The sequence below is a fragment of the Roseofilum reptotaenium CS-1145 genome, assembly GCF_028330985.1.
GTDB lineage: Bacteria > Cyanobacteriota > Cyanobacteriia > Cyanobacteriales > Desertifilaceae > Roseofilum > Roseofilum reptotaenium.
On sequence record NZ_JAQMUE010000086.1, the window covers coordinates 43,688 to 62,336 of the forward strand.

General features: G+C 44.4%; 18 protein-coding genes and 1 pseudogene. 9 read left to right on the top strand and 10 right to left on the bottom strand.

Annotation, left to right across the window (positions count from 1 at the left end; all coding sequences use genetic code 11):
• Positions 1–9 precede the first annotated feature (9 nt).
• Positions 10–477, top strand: a complete 468-nt coding sequence (locus tag PN466_RS19280) for a Crp/Fnr family transcriptional regulator (RefSeq protein ID WP_271942585.1) — start codon at positions 10–12, stop codon at positions 475–477.
• 113 nt (positions 478–590) lie between these two features.
• Here the strand turns inward: PN466_RS19280 and PN466_RS19285 are convergent, their stop codons facing one another.
• From PN466_RS19285 to PN466_RS19305, 5 genes are all read right to left on the bottom strand, one after another.
• Positions 591–1,706 carry a tetratricopeptide repeat protein gene (locus tag PN466_RS19285; RefSeq protein ID WP_271942588.1) on the bottom strand — a complete coding sequence of 372 codons (1,116 nt, stop codon included), beginning with the start codon at positions 1,704–1,706 and terminating at the stop codon, positions 591–593.
• Positions 1,707–1,772: 66 nt separating this feature from the next.
• Positions 1,773–4,271: a methyltransferase domain-containing protein gene (locus tag PN466_RS19290; RefSeq protein WP_271942590.1), complete on the bottom strand. Its 2,499-nt coding sequence runs from the start codon at positions 4,269–4,271 to the stop codon at positions 1,773–1,775.
• A gap of 127 nt (positions 4,272–4,398) precedes the next feature.
• Positions 4,399–4,722, bottom strand: coding sequence for a hypothetical protein (locus PN466_RS26045; RefSeq protein WP_271942593.1), 324 nt, complete (start codon positions 4,720–4,722; stop codon positions 4,399–4,401).
• 134 nt (positions 4,723–4,856) lie between these two features.
• Complete coding sequence (locus PN466_RS19300) at positions 4,857–6,224, bottom strand: YcjF family protein (RefSeq protein WP_271942596.1); 1,368 nt, start codon at positions 6,222–6,224, stop codon at positions 4,857–4,859.
• A gap of 89 nt (positions 6,225–6,313) precedes the next feature.
• Complete coding sequence (locus PN466_RS19305) at positions 6,314–6,631, bottom strand: hypothetical protein (protein WP_271942599.1); 318 nt, start codon at positions 6,629–6,631, stop codon at positions 6,314–6,316.
• Between the two features lie 263 nt (positions 6,632–6,894).
• Between PN466_RS19305 and PN466_RS19310 the strand changes: the two genes are divergently transcribed.
• Both PN466_RS19310 and PN466_RS19315 read left to right on the top strand, forming a co-directional pair.
• Positions 6,895–8,244: an NB-ARC domain-containing protein gene (locus PN466_RS19310; protein ID WP_271942601.1), complete on the top strand. Its 1,350-nt coding sequence runs from the start codon at positions 6,895–6,897 to the stop codon at positions 8,242–8,244.
• Positions 8,245–8,280: 36 nt separating this feature from the next.
• Positions 8,281–8,460, top strand: coding sequence for a hypothetical protein (locus PN466_RS19315; RefSeq protein ID WP_271942645.1), 180 nt, complete (start codon positions 8,281–8,283; stop codon positions 8,458–8,460).
• On the opposite strand, the gene PN466_RS19320 is transcribed toward PN466_RS19315, so the two are convergent.
• The 3 genes from PN466_RS19320 to PN466_RS19330 form a co-directional block, all read right to left on the bottom strand.
• The gene (locus PN466_RS19320) at positions 8,454–9,518 is read right to left on the bottom strand and encodes an acyltransferase family protein (RefSeq protein ID WP_390890038.1); all 1,065 of its coding nucleotides are present in this window, start codon (positions 9,516–9,518) and stop codon (positions 8,454–8,456) included. The genes PN466_RS19315 and PN466_RS19320 overlap by 7 nt on opposite strands.
• A gap of 136 nt (positions 9,519–9,654) precedes the next feature.
• A complete protein-coding gene (locus PN466_RS19325) occupies positions 9,655–11,067 on the bottom strand; it encodes an ABC transporter ATP-binding protein (RefSeq protein ID WP_271942606.1) in 1,413 nt (470 codons plus the stop codon).
• Positions 11,068–11,145: 78 nt separating this feature from the next.
• Entirely contained in the window at positions 11,146–12,021 is an 876-nt protein-coding gene (locus PN466_RS19330) for an ABC transporter permease (RefSeq protein WP_271942609.1), read from the bottom strand.
• A 198-nt stretch (positions 12,022–12,219) separates the two neighbouring features.
• On the opposite strand from PN466_RS19330, the gene PN466_RS19335 reads away from it, so the two are divergent.
• Together PN466_RS19335 and PN466_RS19340 are read left to right on the top strand one after the other, a co-directional pair.
• Entirely contained in the window at positions 12,220–13,653 is a 1,434-nt protein-coding gene (locus PN466_RS19335; protein WP_271942612.1) for a circularly permuted type 2 ATP-grasp protein, read from the top strand.
• Between the two features lie 133 nt (positions 13,654–13,786).
• On the top strand, positions 13,787–14,362 hold the full coding sequence (locus PN466_RS19340; RefSeq protein WP_271942616.1) for a peptidoglycan-binding protein: 576 nt from the start codon (positions 13,787–13,789) through the stop codon (positions 14,360–14,362).
• Between the two features lie 90 nt (positions 14,363–14,452).
• Here PN466_RS19340 and PN466_RS19345 read toward each other — a convergent pair whose 3' ends face one another.
• Entirely contained in the window at positions 14,453–14,668 is a 216-nt protein-coding gene (locus tag PN466_RS19345; RefSeq protein ID WP_271942619.1) for a hypothetical protein, read from the bottom strand.
• A 295-nt stretch (positions 14,669–14,963) separates the two neighbouring features.
• Here PN466_RS19345 and PN466_RS19350 point away from each other — a divergent pair, with 295 nt between their 5' ends.
• Entirely contained in the window at positions 14,964–15,920 is a 957-nt protein-coding gene (locus tag PN466_RS19350) for an alpha-E domain-containing protein (RefSeq protein ID WP_271942621.1), read from the top strand.
• A 27-nt stretch (positions 15,921–15,947) separates the two neighbouring features.
• Complete coding sequence (locus PN466_RS19355) at positions 15,948–16,808, top strand: transglutaminase family protein (RefSeq protein WP_271942624.1); 861 nt, start codon at positions 15,948–15,950, stop codon at positions 16,806–16,808.
• Here PN466_RS19355 and PN466_RS19360 read toward each other — a convergent pair.
• Complete coding sequence (locus PN466_RS19360) at positions 16,805–17,572, bottom strand: proteasome-type protease (protein ID WP_271942627.1); 768 nt, start codon at positions 17,570–17,572, stop codon at positions 16,805–16,807. The two genes, PN466_RS19355 and PN466_RS19360, sit on opposite strands and share 4 nt — an antisense overlap.
• Positions 17,573–17,670: 98 nt before the next feature.
• Between PN466_RS19360 and PN466_RS19365 the strand changes: the two genes are divergently transcribed.
• A complete protein-coding gene (locus tag PN466_RS19365) occupies positions 17,671–18,438 on the top strand; it encodes a PEP-CTERM sorting domain-containing protein (protein ID WP_271942630.1) in 768 nt (255 codons plus the stop codon).
• 75 nt (positions 18,439–18,513) lie between these two features.
• A pseudogene (locus PN466_RS26485) lies at positions 18,514–18,649 on the top strand (2-amino-4-hydroxy-6-hydroxymethyldihydropteridine diphosphokinase); the annotation flags it as partial.

Here is an 18,649-nt window from a genome sequence, read left to right on the forward strand (position 1 = left end):
GGAGAAGTTATGTTAAGTAGCGTTGACCGCTTGCTGTTTGTGCGAGGTGTTCCCATCTTTAAAGAGTTACGGGATGATTTTTTAGTGCGATTGGCCTCGATTATGGATGAGTTATCGTTTCCCGCTGGGCAAACGATTTTTACGCAAGGACAAGAAGGACGCTCTCTGTATATTGTGGTCTCCGGACGGGTAAGGGTGCATATTGGCGATCGCGATTTGGCTTATTTGGATAAGGGAACGACCTTTGGAGAAATGTCCCTGTTTGATGCAGAACCGAGATCGGCTTCTGTAACGGCGATCGAAACCTGTGATTGTTTGGTTTTAACTCAACAACAACTCTATGATGCCATTGATGAAACTCCAGGCATTGCGGTTAATATTATTCGCTTGCTTTCTCGACGTATTCGCGAATTAAACCAGAAAATTAATGCCCAAGAAAGTAAGATTCAAGAATTACAATTATCTAGCAAGCATTAGGAAGTGGTAGGGAATAGGGAATGGGGAATAGGGAATGGGGTCTAATCCTTATGTAGGGGCAAAAAATTTTCGTCCCTACATAAATGTCTCAGTGTTATTTGAATTGACTATAATTATTCATCATTCATCAATCCTTGAATCAGCTCGGTATAATACTCCGTTCTTACATTAAGGTGTTGGGCGAATTTCAGCCCTCGTTCAAGGGCAGCTAGGGCTTGTTCTCGTTGATCGAGAGCACTATGGATCTCGGCAATGCGTTCATAGGTGTTCATCATGCCATAAGCATCATAGGCTTGAGCTTGAGTCCCTAGAAGCGAGCGATAAACGGCTAAAGCTTCGGGGAATTTCTGTTGGTTGTTATAGAGTATTCCCAAGGATTGTAGAGCTTCGGCAGCATAGGCAAGGTGTTGCTGTTCAAAGGCAATCAGGTAGGCTTGTTCGTAGAGTTGGGCACTGGTTTTAAGGTTACCTAGGGTTTCGTAGTGTTTGGCGATCGCTATTTGTTCCTTGGGAATTGAATTAACTTGCCCTAATCGATCGTACAGGTTAATGAGATTCAGTCGCGTGGCGATCGCTCCTTCCCACTCCTCCATCTGCTCGTAACTATAGGCTAACTGTTGATAAGCCTGAATTTGAGTCAGAACATCCTCCTGTTCTTGGGCAAAACTCAAAACCCCTTCATATCCGGCAACGGCTTGGGGATAATCAAACCAATTGAGGTGGGTTTGGGCAATTTGCCCTAGAAGTGTATTTTGTTGCTCCTCATTAGAGTCTTCAATTGCCAGATGTAAGAGTTTCTGATAGACTCCTACAGCAGATTGGGGCGATCGCAATTGTTGATAGGCAACGCCCAATTCCTGCAACGTTTCCTGGTCTGTGCCTTCCACGTCTCCCTGAATTTGATCTAACCGAGCCATAATTTGCCGAAGCATCACTAACTCCCCCTCCGACCAAGCAATAGCTCCAACTCGTGAGAGTGCTTGGATTTCTGGAATGATTCCTAATCCTTGGCGTAACTCTAATTCCTGCTGCCAGAGTTGAAACGCTTCAGGTTGATTTCCCTGTTGTAGTAACTCTAGGGCTTCTTCATGAAGGGTTTCCACATCTGAAGATTCTACAACGCGATCGGAGAGTACAGGCTCGGCCGCAACGGGCAAAGTCCATAACCCCCCCAGGCAAATTATCCAAGGAGCCAGATATTGCGCTACACGCTGGGGAGTTAAAGTCATAAGCTTGTTATATAGCGTTTTCAAATGATAAACAGAAATTCTGTAGGGGCGAACGGCCGTTCGCCCCTACTCCTTAATCAAACCTAACTTTTGCTTCAGTTTTACCCATTTCATCCGCAAGCGCCAAGCTTTATTGGCTTTAATCGCCGCTAATTCCAGGTTACGGTGATGCAGTTGACTATTGAGATCTTGCAATTGGGCATTCAGTTGAGCTTGAATGTCAGCCGAGAGGGTATGGGTATTTTGCAGTTGGGCACTGGTGTTCACCAATTGTTGGTTAATGTTGACGGCTTCCGCGTGGGATTGATTCAGTACTTTTTGGGTTTGTTCCAGGTCATAATTGGCTTGTTCAAGTTGCGATCGCAGTTGATTCGCCATATGTTTGTAATGTTCGCATTCGGACTGAGTCTGAGCTAAGAGCGCTTTATTAGCCCGTATGTTTTTCTGAACCAGGGATTTTTGGTATTCTGATTCTTCATACTGCGATCGCATCCGTTGTAACTCTTGAGCGTGTCGATCGCATTCTTTCTGTTTAAGGTTCAGCAGTTTCTGATATTTTGTTGCATTGCCCACTTCCTGCCAACTGCTAAACGCCCAATCTTGGGGACTCAAGGCTTCAATCTTTTCCAATTCTGCATCCACATCCAGTTCCGCAGGCATAATCGAGTCTGCACTTCCCCAAGAACCCGCTAAGGTTTCCAACTCTTGATAGAGCGTAATGGCTTCTGGGAAAAATGCCTGAATGAGTGCTGGTTTACGGGTTTGGGAAACATCCCGTTGGAGTAATCCCGGTTCAATTACCGAGGGTTCTACAGCGCCTAAAGAAAGTTGCCATTTTGCCTCTAGTCCTTGTATCCACCCTTGCGGATCGCGGACAATAGCATCTAGATTCGCTAGGAAGCACCGTTCTGGATAGGCTCGGACAAATTCCAGCATCTGCTGATTGTAGTGCATCCATAATTCTACTGCTTTTTCGGGATAAGCCGCGACCACTTCATCGGAACTGCGACGATAGAGGGAATCGACTACTTCCCAGGGAGAGCGATAGACCAATATAAAATAAGCTGAGGGGACTAACTCAGCCCAAAACTTGAGAAATAGGGTGGTACGGGGGTCTTTCCATCCCCACAGAGGGCGTTGGGTTTTCTCTTTGAGCAGAAGTTTGGCGCTTTGCTGATAGCGAGGAGCGAGGATAAGTTCTGATTCTAGGGTGAGTCCGTCGATTTCTAAGCCTTGGGAGCGGAGAACATTTTGGTGGAATTCTACGAAGTCTAAATCTTCAAAATGACCGCGATCGTTACCTATTGTAGTGGCGACGAGGCGATCGCCCAAATGAACCCCCACACTATTGAGCAAGGAGGCACTCAGAGAAGTACCAGAGCGATGCATTCCCCCCAGAATAAAAATGCCTTCAGCCAACCCTTTACCCGATGAATGTCCCGATTCTAAACTGGCGAGTTGTTCCAAAGTTTGGCACACGAGCATCCGTTCTAAATTTCCCGTCTCCCCTATCGCTTTAATCATCACTACATCGTCGCGCTGCACTTGACTATGATTCAGATGACACACCCAAGATCCTTCAACACGGGGGACACAGCGATGGATAATGGTATCATTCACCCACAATTCAATCGATTTGGCGGCCGTTTGTGCGTTTAAACTCCAGACTTTACCCTTAAATTCCCAATCTCCAGAGGAGTTGAGTTCCGTACTTTCCAGACTCCCTTGGGGAGGATAGGTAAAGGTAAACGTTGACCAGTCTGGACTCGTATTTTTGCTAACAATATATAGATCTTGATGGTCAGCGAGTCCCTTGGGAATCCGGTGATAGGCGGCACTTGGCCCTAAAATTTGATTGAGGGAATGTTGGATAAATTCTTCGCTGACATACGTGGTGCCATACACGGAAGGATCTAGGGTACGACTTTCGCTTTGGGGAATAAAGTGAATTCCCGATGCTGACAGCGCGAAGGGATTCGGTGCTAGAGTAACATCATGGGTGCTAAAAATTAGGAGTCCCCCCTCACTCAAATTATGGTAGAGGGTTTTCAGCCAAGGCGCAAAGGTACTTTCGGGGATATGACTAAAAAAGGAACTGGCGAGAATACAGTCAAAATTTTGGTCAATTTTGTACTCAGTAGGGGTGAGGGTAGAGGGAATCCCCTGAACTTGGAATTGTTCAATTTGAAATTGTACAGCTTCTGGATAGATGTCCGAAATCCAAATGTGTTCGGGAGGGAGAACTTGGGTAAGGAAGCGGGTAAAGCGTCCATATCCTCCGGCAAAGTCGAGGAATGTGGAGAGCTTATCCCAACTGCCAAAATGATGGGTGATAATTTGTTGGATGGCTTGGAAGATGCGGAGTCCATTGCCATGATAGCGGATAGCGGCTTGAGTCGGGTCACCTGCTGTGTTCTCTAGAGCCATGAGAAACATCTCGTCATTGTCAGAGATGGTGGTATTGAAGGAGTTGAAGGAGGGAACCATGGCTTGTAAAAACGATGCTAAGATGCGATCGCTCCTTCCTTCCTCAAGCTGTTGATTTTCAATCCTACTCACGGTCATTCACACTCCCCTCTACATCTATAGGCGCTAACTGTATATTGTATAGCGCCATGGGCTGGCCATGAGTAATTGGACTATCTGTGGGGTGTTGAACGGTTCCTTGACAATATTGGTATCGAGCAAATATCTACCATTCCTCGATATCTATCCGATTACAGTCTTCCTGAATCGCTTCTGCCATGATTTGTAGATCTTCGGCTGGAATTGAACCAGCAAAACGGAGCAGTTTGTATCCTGGTGTTCCAGAGATTGGTGTCGTATCACCTGCTGCGATTTCTTCCCTCACGCTCTGGGCGATCGCCTCCCACTGCTCATCTGTGGTAGCCTCAAACCGAGTTGTCCAGTTCAGTTCGTCTTGGATCTCAGCCAGCAGACGAGCGGCGATCGCGTCTTGCTGATCTTCTGGTAATTGTTTGAGTTGGGCGATCGCCTCTTCGAGTAATTGAGTCATATTCACTATTGGGATCGACTGCTTTGCAGTTATTGTAACGAAGATGTCTGGGTTTATGGCGATTTGTTGCGCGATCCCGATCCCTTCAGAAATACCCCCCATTTAAGCATGAGGGGTCATTTTGCCATCAATGATTAGTCGGTCAGGCGTTGTGCGATTTTCATCAATGACCGTAAGGCTTTATTTACGGATTTTTCATTGGGAAATACCTTAGCCACATCAGGCTCAAGCCGAACCAGATTATTGACAGCTTGCTCCTGTTCGCCATCTTTACCTTCAACTTTCCCGGCTAACTGGGAAGGATTATGAACTTCAGGTTGCAGGTCTTCATCCATTTTATTGTCAAATTTGGGTTGCAGATCTTCATTCGTTTTCTTCTGCATCAAATTCTTTGATTCCTCACGAACAGCTTTTACAACATCGTCTGGATTCGGAGGATTACCATTATTTTCGATAAACAATCTTTCCAAAATAGCAATGTAAGTTTCTCCAACTAATGTAGTAAGGGTTGCTGCTGTTCCTCCAGCTATTAGACCTCCAGCAATCTGACCGCCAGGAACTAACTTAAGCAGTCCTCCTACAATAGCTCGTCCCGTAAGTGTTCCACCTACTCCAGTAACAAGACTGCTAAAAATTGAGCTATAAAAGCCTTCATTGAAAGACAAACCAAAATTTACTGATATACCAGTAATCATGCCAATTTGAATGGGTACGATACCCACTGCATCCGAGAGTGGGATAGGAATTGCACCTATTCCTGCTGCTGTTAGTGCTGCTGCCGCCACTATTAGATGACATGCGCGTTTTTTTAGCTCAATATCTGCTTTTTGAGCAGCCGCGAATGCTCTTTTATGTCCTTCTGGAATAACTTCCATCGTCAAGCTTACAAGTTCATCCAGTCCCTTAGCTTCAAGGACACTGCCATCATCTAGTTCTTCTGGAATTGAGCGCACACGAATAACGTTTTTTGTAAGTGGAAGTTTCTCCTGAACTTTTGCACGAAATGATTCAATTTGTCCCTTATTATTAGGAGCTTTATCCTGTCTTGCTTTTGTAATTACTGCAATGACAGGCATATCTTTAGCCAACATATTGACCAGTTCCTCTTCCGCTTCCTGAACACGACGAGAATCTTCAGAAATGCAAAGCCAGGCAACATGAATATGTTGGTTACTATCGGTTTTTTTCTTGCGTTCCTTAACCAATGAATATAAATTCTCTATAGTCTCGGAAAAAGCCTTCATTTCAAGTCCACGAGTATCAAAAATAGAAATCGGAATCCATTCTTTTTTAATTTCTCTTATGTGTTTAGTTTTAGCCTCTCCTGACCCAGTAGCTGCAAAGTTGCCCTGGAATACTGCATTAATGAGTGTGCTTTTACCAACTCCAGTAGCGCCAGCGATCACGATGTTGACATGACCACGCTCTTTTACCGCTTTGTCTAAAGACTCTCTAACTAATTTTTCAAAGTCAAATTTTTCAAAGTCACACTCTTTTGTCATAATTCAATCCTACTTTTATGAATCGTCAAATAAATCAGTATTTTTTTACATACTGAGTCAGTTGAGTGAATAGTTTGTGATATATTAGCTTAATCGATCACCCAGACTTTCAAGCTATAAGTCAACTTTGTTCCGGGATCGAGCCAGTAGTGGACTCTAACATTAGATGAAGTGGTTTCAGCAACTTTAGCATCTCCGTGACCACTACCGGGAATAGATGCTTTAGTCTTAGCAATCAAGGGTAGAGAAACATCTCCAAGTTCAGCTAGAGGGATTGCACTCACACTTTTGTTGAACTCGATTCTCGATATTTTCTTGGCATTGTAGGAGAAATCATCATCCCCTTTCTTTCCCACCCATTTTGCTTCATAATTGATGGATGAATCTATGGCCAGCCTTTCACTCATTAGCTCATTTACTGAAAAACACTAGGCTCCACTGTCATTGAAGAACAAGTTCTCCAACTGTTAACTCCCTTGAGTTAGGGAATTATTCTTTACAGTATAGGAGACTGTTTCCGATTTGCCTACTGAAAAAAAGGTGAATTTAGTCTATAGTTTGAGCAACTCTTTCTCTATCCGTGAGTCTAAAAAAGTTAATTAAAGTTGAAAAAAGTCGTAAAAGGTTAAAAAAGTGATAGGATAGCGACGGAGTCGTATCGGTATAAGTAATGGATGTGGAAGCAATCCTGGCATGGGCCGATGAGTTGATGTTGGCTCAAACAGGCACAAGGTTAAGTAGTCTGCAACGAGCGATATTAGCTGGGGTTTGGAAGCATCAGAAATATAAAGAGATTGCGGAATCTTCTCACTGTGGCGAAGCGAATGTGAAAATAGTGGCGGGAAGTTTATGGAAGTTGATTTCGGAAGAGTTGGGGGAAAAGGTTAATAAGAAAAACTTTCGCGCAACATGGGAACGCTATTCTATTGCTCATTCTAGAATCAATAATTTTGAGAAAAGTTTTAACCAAAATCACATTAATATCTGTGAAAAGAATTGGCCATCTGGAGAACTGACCAAAGAACGCTCACCTTCTTCCTCTATCAATCAACAACAGCGCCACGATCTTACAGAAGCACCAGAATACTATCCTCTAAAGAATCGCAGCACTGAACTAACGACTCTGAAAGAGTGGGTATTGGATGAAAAAATAAAGATTGTCACTATTTTGGGATTACCTCGCATCGGTAAAACCACTCTCGCGAGAGCATTGGTAGAAGCAGTTAAAGATCGATTTGACTATGTTATCTGGCAAAACTGCATGAATAGCCTAGAGAGCCAATCTCTGGAAACCGATCTCATAGAATTTATCGGCAAAGATGAAACCCAGAAATCGGCAAAGCCGATCGACTATTTGCGTTCCTCTCGTTCCCTGATTATTCTCGATGACTTCCAAGAACTGTTCACTCCGGGTGAGTTGTCTGGGACTTATTTACCCGGACAGGAAAGTTATGGTAAGCTCTTAAAAGAAATGAGCCGATCGCACCACCGCAGTTGCTTCCTCCTCCTCTCCTGGGAAAAACCCACAGAAATCGCTACCTTAGAGCGGGAAAACAGCCATTGTCTCAGCTTACAACTGGGAAGTTTAGGAGCAGCAGCACGGGAAATCTTGAGCAACCACCAACTCAGGGATGAGGAACGATGGGAAGAATTGATTCAACGTTACGGAGGTAATCCTTCCTGGCTCAATATTATTGCCTCTACTATCCAGGACTTCTTTAACGGTAGCTGCGATCGCTTCCTATCCTATCCTAACCCCTTCCTGGGCGACTTAGAACCCATCCTGCAAGACTATTATCAACGGTTATCCCCCTCGGAAATGACAGTAGTCCAGTGGTTAGCCAGTCACGAAACCCTTGATATTTTCCACAAACCTACAGACTTAGCCTTATCTGATGCTGAATTTTTGCAAGCGATACACTCTTTAATCAAACGGGGAATTATTGAGAAACACACCCATGATAAAGTCGCCCAATTTATACTACAACCGACGATTGCATCTTATGTTAATTTCTTATAGGACTTATGTATAAACATATTTTTTGGATAATATGCCATGACGCAAGGTACTGCCAGAGTTGTCCCCCGCTTAACACCACAGGAATATTTGGAATGGGAAGTCCAACAACCACTACGCTACGAATATTTTAATGGCGAAGTGTTTGCGATCGCAGGGATTTTGTTTGGCGATCGCTTGCTATACTTCTATCAAAGACAGATAGCGTTTCATTACTGACTGATTAATGTTTTAGGATGATACCAAGCAGTGATACCATAGCGGTCATACAGAGTGAGCAAAACGTAGGATACTCCGATAATCAGGGGAATACCGAGAAAGACTAAACCGGCAGTAATGATATGGACATTTTCCACCAGAAAGAGCGATCGCATCATCTGCTCCAGAACAAACCAAATCGGACGGTGAAAGAGGAACATCCCATAGGCGCAATAGGCTATGGTGTGGAATAATCGGTTAAGTCGCGAATTTTGACAAACGACATCAGAAATGCGATAGATCAATAGCACAAAGGAAAACATCAACAGATTGAGTAAAATCGTGTTGTGTTCAATTCCTAGGCTATATTTCTTTTCCCACAACCAGCACAGGGGCAAGAAAGCTAAAAATAGTCCCTTATTTAAGGATAATACTTTTCGCCAAATGCGACTCTCAAACCAATTCTTTTTGGCGACTAAAATCCCCCCTATAAAGGGTAAGCTATAGCAAATCAGCCGCATATCAGTAATGTTCAAATAAGTGGCACTGAGGAAGAGCGTTAAGAGAACTACCCCCAGAATTGTCGCTTTGTAGAGAGTTGGAATTTTCTCAATATTGAGCAGTGAGAAGAGACTATAATAAACTAAAATTAATCCCACATACCATAACGTCGGTAAAGGCGGATACCTGTCAGAAGAAAAGATTAATTGTAACCCCAAAACGTGAATCAAGATTTGTCCCCAATCTAACATGCTATAGAGATAACAAAATAGGGCAAGGGAGAGGTAATAAAGTGGGAAGAGTTTAGCCAGCTTTTTGAATAAAAATTTCCCGGCTGTCTGGATATTCGGAAAGGTTAATTGATGTCGGTTAATTAAACTTCCAGCAAGAAAGACTAATAACCCTAAGCTACATTGAAGACTGAGATGGTGTAACGGCGATAAATCAACCGTTGTGCCGAAAAGGTGGAAATGATAGGATTTGAAACAATAATCAGGAAGATTGTACAGTAAGATCATGGAAATTCCTACGGATCTCATGAAATCGAATCGGGATGAGCGATCAACTATTCTGTTCATAGTTCTAGGGTTGATGAGGTTGAACTATATTGCGCACTGCTAATCCCCCGACATCTCCCTTAAAAAGGGCAATTTTCGCTAGTTCCCACCTTTTTCAGGGGGTTGGGGGATCTCAGAGTTGTAGGGATTTTTAAAACTAGCTATTATCCTCTAGAACTTCCAGTGTATGGGCTGGAGGTTCTGTCCATTGGCTTTGAAAAGTTAACTTGGGGTCAATCTTGAAATCGACTGTGCCATTGCCACAAACGGCTTCATCTGGATTAACCCGAAACATGGCCGCATCAATACAACGGGCGAGATAAATAAATTCTTCATCTACCATTCCGGAAACTCCGGCATTGAGGAAATAAACTCCTGGATGAAGAAAGCATTCAAAGGAAAACTGAACGGTAATCACTTGATGAGGTTCAAAGTGAGAAATTTTATGAAAAGAAGGGCTGACAGAGGCTCCACCTAATTCTAAGCCGCTAATGGTTTTAATTAACATGCCAAAGCGCACATTTTGAGCCATTTTGGAAAAGCGGACTTTGAATGTATAGATGTAGGGTTGTCTGCGAATCAGATGATTGACCATTCTACCGGATAAGGTCTCAATGTGAGGGTCAATAATTTCCGCGCCTCTGGTGGTGTAGGAAAGGGTATGTTCGGGGTTAAGATTGGGGTCGTAGTAGTCTCCTAATGTGGGTATGGATGGGGAATGAGGGAAGTCTTTAGAGGGAGCAGATTGCCCATTGGTTTCTGATTTTTCTGGTGTGGGAAGGGTTTGCTGTTGATGAGATTTTTTCAGTTCTTCGCGTAATATATGGCTTTTGTCTGAGGGCGCATAAATCAGTTCTTGATATTTGGAGACGACGAATTTCGGCTTATTGCTGAGGATGATTTCGCCTTTATCCATGAGGATAGCCCGATCGCACAATTCGACCACCGAAGAAGCAGCATGAGATACAAATAACACTGTCCCGCCGCGATCGCGAATATCCTGAATCCGAGCAAAACATTTGCGCTGGAACGCTTCATCTCCCACAGATAGAGCTTCATCGACCACCAAAATATCGGGTTCGACACTGGTTGCCACCGCAAATGCCAAGCGCACGAACATTCCGCTAGAGTATGTTTTTACCGGTTGCTCAATGAATTCACCGATATCTGCAAAGGACACAATCGAGTCAAATTTAGTTTTAATTTCGTCCTTCGTTAACCCCAATAACTGACCATTAAAAAAGACATTCTGCCGCCCGGTAAATTCCGGATTAAATCCACTGCCCAATTCCAACAGAGCCGATAGCCGACCCTTCACCTCTACCTCGCCTGTGCTTGGTGTAAGGGTAGCGGCAATAATTTGTAGCAAGGTACTTTTCCCTGAACCATTGCGCCCCACAATGCCTAGGGTTTGCCCTTGAGGAATTTCTAAATCAATATCATGCAGCGCCCAGAATTCTTGCCCCCTGGTTTTTCCAGGTAGCAACAGCTCTTTGAGGCGATCGCCCGGATGGGCATATCGCTTAAACGACTTAGAAACACCTTTTAGTGAAATCGCCATTTCACTCATGAAAATTACAATATCTTTAGTTCAGTGCGATCGTCAACCAACCCGACACTCTCCCAGGAATAGATGGGTATCCCTTCCCTAGATCACATCGGCAAACGCGGGGCGCAGTCGTCGATAGACCCACAAACCCCCTGACAACAGTACCAGAGAAATGCCCAAAGCACTCATCCATTCTCCCCAATGTTGCATGTGGCCCACTAAAATCAAATCGCGGTAGGTTTCCGAAATCGCTGCCAAAGGATTGAGCCAAAACACCCACTGTCGCCAAGGTTCGGGAATAATGGTAACCGGATAGACAATTGGAGTCATGTAAAACCACAAATTGGTAATCACCGCTAAACTTTGGGGAATATCGCGCAAAAACACGGTTAATGCCGAGACTAAATAGCCCAAACCTGCCGTAAGCAACAATTGGGGTAACCATGCTAAAGGCAACAATAACAGCGTCGGATGTAGCGTCTGCGTAATCAACCCGCTCAATACAATCAGGGCAATTAACCCCATAGAACTTTCAATGAAGGCGCTCAGAACAGGCACAAGAGGCAATAGCCCTAGGGGAAAAACCACCTTTTTCACTAAATTCGGTTGACCAATCACCGCATTTGAGGACTGAAGCAAACCGGTCATAAACGCAGTCCAGGGAAGCAGTCCCGCAAATAACCATAACCCAAACGTGAGATTATTGGCCGCCATGCCCTGGAGATTGAGCTTCACCTTCAGCACAATTGAAAACACATAGGTGTAAATCAGCAACTGCGAGAGCTGATTGAGCAACGGCCACAAATTCCCCAGTACTGAACCCTGATAACGAGCCGCTAAATCCCGGTGAACTAAACTTTTAAGTAAGTTCGCTTGTAGCAACCATTGACGGTTTCCCAGAAATTTGGCGATAATGCGACTTATCGCTCGCGCGATCGCTTCTACTCCCATTCCTCCCTTATTGGCCTTCAACAAAATTCACATCCTCTCTCACCACTGCACAACCCCAGACTCTACAGAGTAGGGCCCTCAAATTTTGACATTCTCCCCGATCAAGTGCAACTGTAGATTGACTCAAAGTTTTGTAAAATTGTAGTCTGAGTTACAGTAATCCAGTCTACTCCATCTCTATATCATAAAAGTATTCAACCCACTCGCATTTTACCCATTAGTGTGAACTTTGATTCCTACGATTCAGGGGACTTCTACGATGAACTCTTCGGGCCCGATGGCAATCCCCGCCCCGAATGTCAACCCCTTATAGACCATTTCAATCATCTTTCTCGCGAACACCTTCATCAACGCCAACAAGCGGCCCAGATTGGACTGTTTAAGCTGGGAGTCACCTTTAATGTCTATGGTGCAGAAGAAGGAACTGAACGGATTTTGCCCTTCGATCTCATTCCCCGTGTCGTCTTATCTCAGGAGTGGAAAACCCTAGAGCAAGGACTCAAACAACGAATTCAAGCCCTCAATTTATTTATTGCTGATATTTATGACCAGCAAAAGATCGTTAAGGATAAAGTCATTCCCGAAGAATTAATTCACTCAGCGACCGGTTTTCTCAAACCCTGTATGGGTCTCAAACCTCCCCAAGATGTTTGGTGTCATATTACTGGAACCGACTTGGTGCGCGACAAAGAAGGACAATGGTACGTTTTAGAAGACAATTTGCGTTGTCCCTCTGGCGTTTCCTATGTCTTGGAAAATCGCCGAGTGATGAAAAGTACCTTTCCTCAAATCTTTACCTTGATGGATATTGAACCGGTCGATCGATATCCTAGCCGTTTGCTCGATACCTTACTCCATCTAGCTCCTGGCCATCTTCCCAACCCCACCGTAGTCCTCTTAACTCCAGGAATATATAACTCAGCCTATTTTGAACATTCATTTTTAGCCCAGCAAATGGGAGTTGAGTTAGTCGAAGGCCGAGATTTAGTCGTTGTTGATGGCTACTTACAAATGCGAACCACGAAGGGATTGCAACGGGTAGATGTGGTCTATCGTCGCATTGATGATAGCTTTATCGATCCGACGGTCTTTAATCCCGATTCCTTGTTAGGCGTTCCCGGTTTAATGGAAGTTTATCAGTCTGGACGAGTCGCTTTAGCCAACGCCCTGGGAACTGGAGTCGCAGATGATAAGGTAATTTATGCCTATGTTCCCCAAATGATTCGCTATTATTTGGACGAAGAGCCAATTTTAGCCAATGTCCCCACCTATCTATGTTGGGAGCCAAAGCAACAAGACTATGTGCTCAACCATTTGCCACAATTAGTGGTTAAAGCCGCCGATGAGTCAGGCGGCTATGGCATGTTGATCGGCCCGAATTCAACTTCAGCCCAACGGGAAGAGTTTGCTCAACGGATTAAGGCCAATCCCCGTAAATATATTGCCCAACCCACCCTCTGTTTATCTAGGGTTCCTACCCTATTAGAGGGGAGTATCGAAGGCTGCCATGTAGATTTGCGCCCCTATATTCTCTATGGTAAAGATATTTCCGTAATGCCTGGAGGTTTAACTAGAGTGGCCCTCAAGCGGGGGTCTCTAGTGGTCAATTCTTCTCAAGGTGGTGGCAGTAAAGATACCTGGGTTTTACGAGATTAGAGGGCTAGGCTAGGGGGGATGTTATGAAAATAACGATACATTAAGTTTCGTGAATTATTGATAAAAATGAGTTGCTCAAACTCAGGGTTATCCTTTATCCTTCCAGTAACGAGTTTTTCATGGCAAAAAACCTATGATTGAATCACTTGCATTTACTCATGCTTCACTGGCCTACGAAGATACTAACCCAGCTCCCCAATTACGGTCTTTTGAAGGAATTAATGTATCTCTGGCAAAAAGTGCTGTAGGAGTTTTAGCTCTAAGTGTAGCGCTCTCGATTATCAGTGTCGCAGAAAACGCGATGGCCTACCTAAGTTATGGGTCTAGAGGTAATGATGTTGTTTATCTGCAAGACTTGCTAAAACGTGCGGGTTACTTCCCCTATACGGTGGGATCAACCGGTTACTATGGTAGTATTACCTATGATGCAGTCGTCAGTTATCAGTACGACATGGGCCTAGCTGTAGATGGAATGGCTGGCGCTCAAACTTTTGCGTCTCTGGAAGCTAATACTGGCGTAGGTGGTGGGACTCATCGAGTGGTTGCTACAGGCGGCTTAAATGTCCGTTCAGGAATGGGGACATCCTTTCCTGTTATTGGTGGACTCGCCAATGGACAACGGGTTTTTGTGGAATACTTCGACCATACCGGGTGGGCTAAACTTACCACGGGTGGATATGTGTCCGGTGGTTATCTGGCCGCACTCTAATCTTTAAAATCAGAATTCTATGACAATAGCGAGTCAGTTATTATGAAACTGACTCGCTATTTGAGTATTTCTTTGTATTAAAAGTTCGTTTTAAACGGCTAGGGATGTGGGGATTAAATCGATTTTACCGCGTTGTACAGCTCGCAATAAACGGTCAATCGATTTCCGTTCATGGGCTTGTAGTTCAGAATAGCTAGACGCGAGTTGCAGGGTATGATAATCGGTACAAGAAACGACACCGGTTGCACCCACTGCTCCAAAGATTTCGGAAATGCGATCAGATAGCTTTTCTGTTGGAGATAACATAGTTTTTTCTCTTCAACTCATCTTATGTTCCTATTGTGGTTGCTTGTGGTCATCTGTGGGGTGACAACCCCCACATAAAGTTTGTGATTTACGTTGGCTATACAAGTGATTTGGATGGGAGAGATAGGAGGAAGAGGAGAGACGGGGAGGTGGGGACTTGAAGAAGTCTGAATATGTCGCTATTCGCGCATTAGTCTATTCGCCGATTGAAGATCCGTTTAGAATGAGCAGATTTTTACCTCGATTATTCTGATAATACGGGAGCTAGGTTTTGATTACTGTTTGAAGTTAAGTTATGTTAAGTCGTGTCGCAGATTCAATCTATTGGCTCAATCGTTATGTAGAGCGGGCAGAAAATACGGCTCGATTTATTGATGCTAATTTGACCTTAATTTTGGATTCTCCGGTTGGGGTTGTCCATCAGTGGGAACCGTTGGTGATTACGACGGGAGATCGCCAGGTGTTTTGGGAGCGCTATGGCGAAGCGACGAAGGAGAATGTCCGCCATTTTCTCACGTTTGACGCGAAAAACCCTAATTCGATTTTGTCTTGTTTGTGGATGGCTCGTGAGAATGCGCGATCGATTCGAGAGGTGATTTCTTCGGAGATGTGGCAGCAAATTAATGAATTTTATTACATGGTAAAGGAGACTTCTCCGGAGGGTTCAATGGTGGAGTTATCGGATTTTTATACGGAAGTTAAACGCTGTAGCCATTTGTTTGCCGGATTGATGGATGCCACGATGTCCCATAATGAGGGTTGGCATTTTGGCTTGATTGGCCGGTTGTTAGAACGGGCAGATAAGACTTCGCGAATTTTAGATGTGAAGTATTTTATTTTATTGCCTTCGGCTCAGGATGTGGGCACAACTTTAGATGAAATTCATTGGATAGCCCTGTTAAAATCTGCGAGTGCTTATGAAATGTATCGCAAACAAATACACCGTCACCAAATTACGCCTATGGGAGTAGCAGAGTTTTTATTGCTCGATCGCCACTTCCCCCGTGCAGTACGCTCTTGTCTGTTTCGCTCTGAGCAGTCTCTCCATAGAATTAATGGTACAGCACCGGCAACCTGGAGTGATTCGGCCGAACGAGCCTTGGGTCGTCTGCGATCGGAGTTGGAATACATCACCATTGAGGAGATTATTCAACAGGGATTACATGAATTTGTGGATAATTTACAAAAACAGTTAAATTTGGTGGGCGAGCAACTCTATCAAACCTATTTCTCTTTAGAGTCGGTGCATTAAATTAACTAAAGATGGCAACAGAAACACATGCGCTATAAAATTATCCACTCAACTTATTATACTTATAGTGAATTTGTGGCTCTGAGTCCCCATTGGCTGCGGTTGCGATCGCGCTCTGATGGCGCTCAAACCCTGCATCACTTTCAGTTAGAGATCGATCCACTCCCTACGGGTCAATCCTCTGTCCTCGATGAAGAGGGCAATGTTCTGGAAAAAATTTGGTTTGATGCTCAGGAACTCAAAGCACTGAAGATTACTGCGACTTCAGAAGTGGAAACCCATTGTACCAACCCCTTTAATTATCTCTTAGAGCCTTGGGCCGTTCAATTTCCGATTGATTATCCGTCTAGTCTACTGGCTCGGCTATCCCCCTATTTTGCCCCTAGAACACTGCCGAGTCCAATCGATCCCAGGGTTTATACTTGGGCGATGGATATTGCAGATCGCGTTCGCTATCAAGTTACCCCGTTTCTGAGTGCGATTAATCAGCAAATTTATGAACGGTGCGATTATTATATTCGTGATACGGGCGATCCTTTTCCTCCGGGAATAACTTGGGAACAAAAAGGGGGAACTTGTCGAGATTATGCTGTTCTGTTTATGGAAGCCTGTCGCGCCATGGGTTTAGCCGCACGGTTTGTCAGTGGCTATCAAGAAGGCGATCGCGATACAACAGACCGCCACCTGCATGCTTGGGCAGAAGTCTACCTTCCAGGAGCAGGATGGCGGGGCTATGACCCCACCCATGGTCTAGCCGTCAGTAATGGCCATATTGCCGTAGCGGCTAGTGCCATTCCCCAAAATACAGCTCCCGTTTCTGGCACCCTGCGCCGCTCTCAGGTACACAGTCAAATGGACTTTGATTTGGCGATCGCATTTTTAGATTAATCTGTGGTTAAATCTCCATCGTCTTCCTGGGCGTAATACTCCCAATCAATATTGGGAATACTTTCAACTGCCTGGTTGAGAGCAACTTCCCAGGTTTTGCGAAGCCTGCCTAAATAAGGGTCTCTCAGAGGAAGTTCAAGCTGGTGGCGGATCGCCAAACTATCCCGTTCGTACATTACAAGATTGATAGGTGGCCCTACGGAAATATTCGATTTCATCGTAGAATCGATGGATAAGATCGCTGCTTTCGCTGCAACTTCTACTGGGGTGTCAAAGTTCAACGTGCGATCGAGAATCGGTTTACCATATTTAGTTTCCCCAATTTGTAAAAACGGGGTTTCTGGAGTCGCTTGAATTGAATTACCCTGTGTATAAACCAGATAAAGTTCTGGGTCTTCCCCCTGAATTTGTCCCCCCACTAAAAAGTTACAATGGTAATCAATACCGTCTTTTTCCAACCAAGCTCGGTCTTGTTCGAGCAATTGCCGGGTTTTACTGCCGATATAGCGGGCAATTTCGTGGAAAGTTGGTAGAGAATGCAAATTAAGATCCTGCTGCACTTTAATATCTTTCTTCAAACTAGAGACTACCGCTTGGGTAACAGAGAGGTTCCCCGAAGTACACAGGATAATCACTCGTTCTCCAGGTAGGGAGAAATCAAATAACTTACGATAAGTGGAAATATAATCCACTCCAGCATTGGTTCGCGAGTCTGCCGCCAGCACCAGACCAGAACAGGTGATAATGCCAAGACAATAGGTCATAGAAGCTAGAGAAAAACGCCTTACTGATTGTACGGAATTTTAGGAATGTGGCGTTTCTCGCGTGTATCCTTTATTGTTGAACTCAGGGGGTATAGAGGATGAATTCTCTCAAAACCACTGCTTTAATGTTTACAGGTGGATGCTTAAGCCTCTGTGTGGCTGCATCTCCAGTCCAGTCCCTTCAGTTACACTTTCAGTCTCCAGATGGTCAAACCAGCGCTGATCTCTTGTTTGGAGACCATGTTACTTTTGGAAATAGTTATGTCGGTCCTATGGGTATTGAGCTTTATCAAGATCCAACAAAAGACCCGATAGATTCTTTTCTCAAAGGTGAGAGTCATCGAGTTTATTACCATAATGGTTCTCTCGATCCCTATTTGGCCAGTCACTTCCGCAATAATAAACCTGGTAAGTGTGATACGAGGCAGTGTTTATTGCCACTGAACTCTGTTTATTATGGTAGTCTCCATTCAACCCCTTCTACTGCTGTGATTACTCAATCTAATGGTCAGTGGCATTTTCATACAGCAATGGGTTCTTCTTGGAAGGCGAACAAGTCGAGTCCGTATCCTACATATTCGATGGGTCTGTTTCGTCTCAGCCTCAATTGTGCGTCAGATTTACTCTCCTGTGTTGGCTCGTCTGGGACTATGAGAATGTTTGCTAGCAGTAGTCAGCATTTGTGGTATGAGGGTCCAATGAAGTTTGTAGGATTTACCAATTCAACTCCAACTCCAACACCGAATCCTATCCCAGTACCGACTCCGACTCCAACGCCAGATCCGACTAGGATTCCGGAACCGTCTGTTGTTTTAGGACTGCTGTTCTTGAGTGGTTTAGGTTTGCTTAAAAAGAGAAGAATGTAAATCCCAATAAGAAAGGCGATCGCCTCTGATGACCTGGTAGACTATCTATTGGTACTCTCTACTAGAGAAGCAAGAATGGTCATATCCAATCATTTGGAAACTGAAAAACGGATAACGAGTGCGATCGCTCTAGGAAGTAACCTTGGTGACTCTCGCGCTACCCTAGAAAATGCCCTAAAAACGATTGACCAAACTCCTGGAATTACCATCA

Excerpts from the sequence above, each read along its gene's own strand:
- PN466_RS19280 (WP_271942585.1), top strand. The coding sequence starts at position 10 with ATGTTAAGTAGCGTTGACCGCTTGCTGTTTGTGCGAGGTGTTCCCATC.
- PN466_RS19365 (WP_271942630.1), top strand. The coding sequence starts at position 17,671 with ATGAATTCTCTCAAAACCACTGCTTTAATGTTTACAGGTGGATGCTTA.
- PN466_RS19340 (WP_271942616.1), top strand. The coding sequence starts at position 13,787 with ATGATTGAATCACTTGCATTTACTCATGCTTCACTGGCCTACGAAGAT.
- PN466_RS19325 (WP_271942606.1), bottom strand. The coding sequence starts at position 11,067 with ATGAGTGAAATGGCGATTTCACTAAAAGGTGTTTCTAAGTCGTTTAAG.
- PN466_RS19300 (WP_271942596.1), bottom strand. The coding sequence starts at position 6,224 with ATGACAAAAGAGTGTGACTTTGAAAAATTTGACTTTGAAAAATTAGTT.
- PN466_RS19360 (WP_271942627.1), bottom strand. The coding sequence starts at position 17,572 with ATGACCTATTGTCTTGGCATTATCACCTGTTCTGGTCTGGTGCTGGCG.
- PN466_RS19305 (WP_271942599.1), bottom strand. The coding sequence starts at position 6,631 with ATGAGTGAAAGGCTGGCCATAGATTCATCCATCAATTATGAAGCAAAA.
- PN466_RS19315 (WP_271942645.1), top strand. The coding sequence starts at position 8,281 with ATGACGCAAGGTACTGCCAGAGTTGTCCCCCGCTTAACACCACAGGAA.
- PN466_RS19355 (WP_271942624.1), top strand. The coding sequence starts at position 15,948 with ATGCGCTATAAAATTATCCACTCAACTTATTATACTTATAGTGAATTT.
- PN466_RS19290 (WP_271942590.1), bottom strand. The coding sequence starts at position 4,271 with ATGACCGTGAGTAGGATTGAAAATCAACAGCTTGAGGAAGGAAGGAGC.
- PN466_RS19285 (WP_271942588.1), bottom strand. The coding sequence starts at position 1,706 with ATGACTTTAACTCCCCAGCGTGTAGCGCAATATCTGGCTCCTTGGATA.
- PN466_RS19320 (WP_390890038.1), bottom strand. The coding sequence starts at position 9,518 with ATGAACAGAATAGTTGATCGCTCATCCCGATTCGATTTCATGAGATCC.
- PN466_RS19345 (WP_271942619.1), bottom strand. The coding sequence starts at position 14,668 with ATGTTATCTCCAACAGAAAAGCTATCTGATCGCATTTCCGAAATCTTT.
- PN466_RS19310 (WP_271942601.1), top strand. The coding sequence starts at position 6,895 with ATGGATGTGGAAGCAATCCTGGCATGGGCCGATGAGTTGATGTTGGCT.
- PN466_RS19350 (WP_271942621.1), top strand. The coding sequence starts at position 14,964 with ATGTTAAGTCGTGTCGCAGATTCAATCTATTGGCTCAATCGTTATGTA.
- PN466_RS26045 (WP_271942593.1), bottom strand. The coding sequence starts at position 4,722 with ATGACTCAATTACTCGAAGAGGCGATCGCCCAACTCAAACAATTACCA.